This is a genomic window from Oscillochloris sp. ZM17-4 (assembly GCF_019599295.1).
Classification (GTDB): domain Bacteria; phylum Chloroflexota; class Chloroflexia; order Chloroflexales; family Chloroflexaceae; genus Oscillochloris.
The window spans coordinates 10,532-16,812 of record NZ_JAIEWN010000026.1 but is presented as its reverse complement, the minus strand read 5'-3'; the positions used below and the strand labels follow the sequence as shown (position 1 = coordinate 16,812).

The following is a 6,281-nucleotide window of genomic DNA, read 5'->3' as shown; positions in this document are numbered from 1 at the left end:
AGGGGCGAATGCTTCGGCCCTACGTCCGCCGCGCCCGCGCGGGTCGCCATTTCCCCAGGGGCGAATGCTTCGGCCCTACATGCGGCCCCGCCCGCCCGATGCGGCCGTGGCCACCGTCGGCTCGGCGTCGCCGAGCAGCTGCGAGCTGTAGATCTCGGCGTAGATCGGGCTGTCCTCCATCAGATCCTCGTGCTTGCCGTGGGCGACCACCTGGCCCTTGTCGAGCACCAGGATCTGGTCGGCGTTGAGCACCGTGCTGATACGCTGGGCGATCACGAAGCTGGTGCGCCCGCGCATCAGCTGGTCGAGGGCCTGCTGGATATGGTGCTCGGTCTGCATGTCCACGCTGCTGGTGCTGTCGTCGAGGATAAGCAGGCGCGGGCTGAGCAGCAGGGCGCGGGCGATCGCCACCCGCTGCTTCTGGCCGCCCGAGAGCGTGGTGCCGCGCTCGCCGACCTTGGTGTTATAGCCGTCGGGGAAGCCCATGATAAACTCGTGGGCCGAGGCGGCCTGCGCCGCCGCGATCACCTCGTCGTCGCTGGCGTCCGAGCGGCCGAAGGCGATGTTGTCGCGGATGCTGCCGCTGAACAGGTTCGTCTCCTGGAGCACGATCCCGATCTGCGAGCGCAGGCTGTCGATCGTCACGTCGCGCACGTCGTGGCCGTCGATCAGGATGGCCCCCTCGGCCGCGTCGTAGAAGCGCGGCAGCATGTTGATGATCGTCGTCTTGCCGCTGCCGGTGGCCCCCAGCAGGGCGACTGTCTGGCCTGGCTCGGCCACGAAGCTCACCTCCTTCAGCACCGGGTCGCTGCTGCCGATGTAGCGGAAGGTGACGTCGCGGAACTCGACGTGGCCATTGATCTGCGGCAGCTCGGTGGCACCGGGCTTATCGGTGATCTCGCTCTTGGCGTCGAGCACCTCGAAGATCCGCCCCGCCGAGGCGGAGGCCTGGGCCATCAGCGCGACGATCATGCCCAGCTGGCCCATCGGGAAGAAGACGTAGACCAGGTAGAGGCTGAACTTCTGGTACTCGCCCAGGTTGAGTGTGCCGCCCAGGATCTGTGCGCCGCCGAAGTAGAGGATGGCCGCCTGGCCCAGCTGGGCCACCAGGAAGATCACTGGGAACAGGAAGGAGAAGACCCGGTTGACCCGCAGCTGCTGCTCCATTAGCTCGGTGGCCGCCACATCGAAGCGCTTGACCTCGTGGGGCTCGCGGGTGAAGGCCTTGACCACCTTGATCCCGGCTAGGTTCTCCTGGAGGATGGTGTTCAGCGCCGAGAGCTTGGCCTGGATGATCATAAACAGCGGCTGCGTCACCTTGCCGAAGCCCATAAAGAGCACCATGGCGATCGGCAGCAGCGGCAGCACCACGAGGGTCAGCGACCAGTTGGTGATCGCGAGCACCACGAGGGCGCCGATCAGCAGCAGGAAGGACTGTGCGGCCAGCACGAGACCCTGGGCCACGAAGATGCGCAGCCGCTCGACATCGTCGGTGGCCCGGATCATGAGCTGCCCGGTCTGGTTCTGGTCGTAGTAGCTGAAGGAGAGCCGCTGCACGCGGGCGAAGATCGCGTTGCGCAGGTCGAAGGCCACATCCTGCGAGGTCTTCTGTGACATAAAGGCCTGGGCGAAGGAGAAGACTCCGCGCATGACCGCGAAGAGGACGATCAGCAGGGCCGCGTTGATCACCAGCGACACGCCAGTGTTCGGGCTCGCGCCGGGGACAAACCCGGCGGTGACGGCGTCGATCATGTTCTGCACCAGCTGCGGCACGGCGAGCTGGGCGGCGGTGGCCACGGCCAGGGCGCCGTAGGTGATGGCGACGTTGCGGCGGTGGTTGCCGAGGTAGCCGATGGCGCGGCCGAGGGCGCCGCGCGGCGCGCCGGGCTGTCGCGGGCCGCGGCGCACGCCGGGGTTCATCTGAGCTTGCACATTAAGTTCCTTGTCGGGGCGCAGCAGCGCGGGCGGCTGCGCTCGTACGAGGGGCCACAGCAGACGCGCTGCTGCGCCCTTACGTCTCTGCCAGATAGCGGCTCTGTGGGCACTTTCTGTCAGGCGATCCGCCGCTAGCGAAGGTCACCGCGCGGTCCAGCAGGTCGAGAAAGAGCTGCTGCTCCTCATCAGAGAGGCCGGCGAGCAGATTCGCCATGGCCTGGAGCTGCTCGTGGTAGAGCTGCTGGTGCAGGTCGCGCCCGGCGTCGGTTAGCGAGAGCAGCACGACCCGGCTATCGTCGACGTGGTGACGCCGTTCGATCAGCCCGGTCGCCACGAGACGCCGGGTGAGCGCCGTCACCGAGGGTGGCGTGAGCTGGAGTCGGTCGGCGATCTCCTTCATGGCCAGCTTGTGGTCGGGCGCGAGCATACGCAGCAGGCGCATGTGCGAGTGCGTGAGGCCCAGCGCGCCGAGCCGCTCAAGGGCTGGCCCGGCGCGCTGGTGGCGCATGCGCTCTAGAAGCTGGAGGAAGCGGTGCGCGTTTGTGATCGTGAGCTGCATATCTGTTAGTTTATCTAACTAATTCTTCTCATGGAATGGTACCACAGGCGGATATTTCGTCAAGCCAGGGAGTTTCGCCGCAGGGCGGGCGCGAGGCCACCCGCAGACAGGGGCATTCAGATGCCCATGCTATACTACTACAGGCGCGTCATGTGTGGAGTCGAGTTGTGGGAAGGAGAACGCCCAATGATCGCAGAGGATCAGCGCGCCGCCGCCGCTGCCGCGCCTGCCCATATCTTTGATGATCGAATCGGTGCCTTTGCCGGCTACACGCTCGCCGCAGACCTGCTGGAGCTGCGCGAGATCTACGCCGGCTACCTGCGGCGTATCCCAGATGATGCGTGGTCCCGCCGCACAGAGCGCCGCCCCTCGGGGTGGACGCTGATCGAGACCCTGGCCCACCTCGACGCGGCGGCCGGCGTCTTTAACACCAGCGTGGAGCAGGCCATAGCCGGCGGGCCGATCGCTATCTCCGGCATCGCCCGGCGCACCGACCTGCCCGCCGCGAACCGCGCCGCGATCGACGCGCGCCTGTCCCTCGGCCCGGCCGCGATCACCAGCTCGCTGCTGGACGCCCTCACTCGCGCGGCAGCGATCGCCTCGCGGCTCAGCCCCGGCCAGCTGGCGATGCAGGTTCAGACCCCCTACTACGGCGGGCTCCCGACGGTCGCCGAGATCCTTGGCGCCTCCCTCGTCCACGCCGGGATCATCCATGGCTCCCAGGTGGCGGTGGGCGCAGGCGCTCAGAGCATCTGGAGCTTCTATAACCCTGGCATGATGCGCCGCCAGCTCACCCGCGCATTCCACACCATGGGCCTGGCCTACTGGCCCGAGCGCGGGGGGAGCCTGCACGCCGTCCTGGCGTTCAATGTCGAGGGGCAGGGCGGCGGGAGCTGGTTTATCCGGGTCGATCCTGCGGGCGGTGAGGGGCGCATCGGCACGGTTCGCACCGCCGATGTGACCATGAGCTTCGCCAGCGCCGACCTGCTCTGTCAGGTGGTCACGCTGCGGGCGAACCTCATCAAGAGCGTCCTGCTCGGGCACCTGCGCATCCGGGGCAACCTGCGCCTCGCCACGCGCATCCCGCGACTCTTCAATCCGACCTAGATGATTGCAGATTGCAGATTGAGCCCTGGTGCCAATCTACAATCTACAATCTACAATCACTGTCCGCCCATCCCCTGCTGCATGAGCTGCTGCCGCTCCTCGGCCGTGATCAGGTTGAAGGAGCCGTCCCGGTTTGCGTAGACCATCTCCTCATCCTTCACTCGGACGATCAGGTCGGGCGCGCCATCGCTATTCACATCGGTGAGGCGCATCGTCACCGGCGTCAGATCCTCGCCGGCCCCGAAGAGGTATGGCCCCGGCAGCGCGCGGGTTTTGGTGGCGTCACCGCCGGGGATCTCCAGGATCACGACCTGTCGATCAAGATTCATCGCGATCAGGTGTGTGGGCGCGCTGGCCTCCTCCGGCCGCCCGACGTTCTCCGTCAGGTGGAAGGTGCGCGGTCGCCCGTAGCGCATATCGTCGATCAGCGTGCGCCCCCAGCCGATCACGCTGCTCAGGAGCACATAGGCCGCGAGCATGGCGAGGATTCCGGTGACAATATAGGCGATGGAGCCGACGTTGCCGCGAGGGATGCTGACTGCAGGGCGGCGCTCATTCCGAAGATCGCGACTGGTGACGGCCATGACAGATCCCTCCTTGCAGACAGCAAACAACAATGACTGGAGAGCGAATACACGGATAGCGGTTATCTCTCCAGTGGTGTTGTGGATAGTATTCTGTGGAGAAGTCGCTCTTTTGTGCTGACGCTTATTTGTTCTGAAGTATAGCAAAGGTTGGTTTTTTCGTCAAGACAAGGTTTCAGAAGGGCCGAATCAGCTTGACAGTCTGCTTCGGCCCGCAGCGTCATCGTACCACATTCCCTCCTGCACTGCCCGCACACTGTATCTGCTGGCAACAAAAAATGACCGATTCTGTTGTATGCACCAACGCCCCGCACGAGCCGAATGGCCAAGCGCCCCCCCTGTGCTATACTACTGATGATCGTAGCTATGAGCAGCGGAGCCTGAGCAGAGCAGGATAGCACCCCTATATATAGTGCAGGATCAGGCATGCGCTTAAGCGTATGGGACGCGGTCGATCGCTGAGGCGTCACACGTCCACGCTCTCCGATTGCCTGCCCCCTGCGCGACAGCGCACTATGGCCCCATCGGCGCGCCAGCCAGACCCTCGCCACCAGCCTACTATCCAGCAGACTCTCCAGTCGCTCGATAGCGCGGCGGACGACACCAGCCTCGCCAGCATCAGCGGCCTTGGCGTCCCCCAGGTCCGGGCGCTCAAGCGCGAGATCGCCGAGATATTCCCAGCCTCGAACCTGCCGGGGTTTCTACTCCAGGGACTGCTCCAGCTGAAGGGGCGCGACCTCGACGGCGATCAGGTGAGCGGCGACCTGCGGGTGCTCTTCCGCGAGACGCGCCAGATCGGGCTCTACGGCACCTTCCTGGCCGCCCCGGCTATGATCATCTATGGCTACCAGCGCCTGCTGACCCTGGCCGGCAAAGACATCGACAGCGCCTTCCCCAACGGCACCTGGCAGTTCTACACCGAGTTCGGCCTGCGCGAGGATGCCGCCCGCCACTCGGTGGAGACGCGCGGCGTCGCCGCCAGCGTCGCCGATGCCGACGCGGCGGCCTGCTGGGTCGCCGCCGCTATCCACACGATCTTCAGCTACGACGATCTGCTGGCCAATGAGTGGCACGAGCGGGTGATGCTGCGCTCCGTCGATCTGGCCCTATCCGATATGGCCGAGGCCAGCCTGGGCCGCCTGCCGCGCAAGGCCGAGGAGCGCGCCCAGAAGATCGCCGCCGAGACCGAGCGCCTACGCGCCGCCCATGGCCTCGGCCGGATCGCCGCCGACTGGGCCGCCCGCCGGCCCTACGCTGGCCCGGCCAACAGCCCAGTCTTCGGCTACGCCGAGTCGCGCAGGCGCAGCTTCGACGCCTTCCTCGATCGACAGCTGCGCGCCGCGCCGGATGATCTGCGCACCCGCGCCGAGGCGCGCTACGCCACGCGGCGCGCCCACGACCTGCCGGCATACCAGGCGCAGATGAGCCTCCTCCAGACGCTGCGCGCCGAGAGCTACAGCGACCGCCGCGCGCCGATGGATCTGCTCGACGCCCAGGTCGCCTTCGTCTGCGGCGGCATCTACCACCTGATCGCGCCATGGGAGCGCGACGAAGATGGCAACCTGATGATTACGCCGCGCGACGGCGACCCGGCCAGGCCGGGGCAGGCGCTGCCCCTGCGGCGCGACGCCGCCGGCGCATGGGGCGACTCCTACGGGCAGCCGGCCCAGATCGATCGGCGCGGCGAGGTGCGGCTGGCCGGAGTCCGGGTGGGGCGACTGCGTCCACTGCCCCTGGCCCAGGTCCGCGCCCTGGTGGCCGCCGCAATGCGTGGGGCGCGGCCCCTGCGCGCCGGCGATCCCGGCCCCCCCGGGGCCGATCTGCTGCTGGCCGCCGCGCCCCGCGGGCGCCAGGACAGCCTGCGCGGAGCCCTCGGCGTCAGCGCCCGCGCCGAGGTTGAGCGGCTGCGCGCCGCGCCGATCATCGTCAACTGGGACCAGCACGATCTCGCCCAGCCCCTCGGCGTGATCCGGCGCACCCGCCGCGGCTGCGGCGACCACGCCCTGACGATCATCCGCGCCGGCGACAGCACGATCTTCGATATGTCGCACATCTTCTTCGACGGGATCTGGGGGGCGATGCTGGCCGAGGTAGTC

General features: G+C 67.1%; 5 protein-coding genes. 2 read left to right on the top strand and 3 right to left on the bottom strand.

All coding sequences use genetic code 11. From position 1 onward, the window contains the following. Positions 1-75: 75 nt before the first annotated feature. Both K2Z83_RS17800 and K2Z83_RS17795 read right to left on the bottom strand, forming a co-directional pair. Positions 76-1,920, bottom strand: a complete 1,845-nt coding sequence (locus K2Z83_RS17800; protein ID WP_220596584.1) for an ABC transporter ATP-binding protein — start codon at positions 1,918-1,920, stop codon at positions 76-78. A 91-nt stretch (positions 1,921-2,011) separates the two neighbouring features. Further along, on the bottom strand, positions 2,012-2,494 hold the full coding sequence (locus K2Z83_RS17795) for a MarR family winged helix-turn-helix transcriptional regulator (protein ID WP_220596538.1): 483 nt from the start codon (positions 2,492-2,494) through the stop codon (positions 2,012-2,014). A 186-nt stretch (positions 2,495-2,680) separates the two neighbouring features. Between K2Z83_RS17795 and K2Z83_RS17790 the strand changes: the two genes are divergently transcribed. After that, on the top strand, positions 2,681-3,601 hold the full coding sequence (locus tag K2Z83_RS17790; protein WP_220596537.1) for an SCP2 sterol-binding domain-containing protein: 921 nt from the start codon (positions 2,681-2,683) through the stop codon (positions 3,599-3,601). Between the two features lie 56 nt (positions 3,602-3,657). Here the strand turns inward: K2Z83_RS17790 and K2Z83_RS17785 are convergent, their stop codons facing one another. Then, on the bottom strand, positions 3,658-4,185 hold the full coding sequence (locus tag K2Z83_RS17785; protein WP_220596536.1) for a hypothetical protein: 528 nt from the start codon (positions 4,183-4,185) through the stop codon (positions 3,658-3,660). Between the two features lie 515 nt (positions 4,186-4,700). Between K2Z83_RS17785 and K2Z83_RS17780 the strand changes: the two genes are divergently transcribed. Continuing rightward, a partial coding sequence (locus K2Z83_RS17780) for a hypothetical protein (protein ID WP_220596535.1) occupies positions 4,701-6,281 on the top strand: 1,581 nt, incomplete at its 3' end.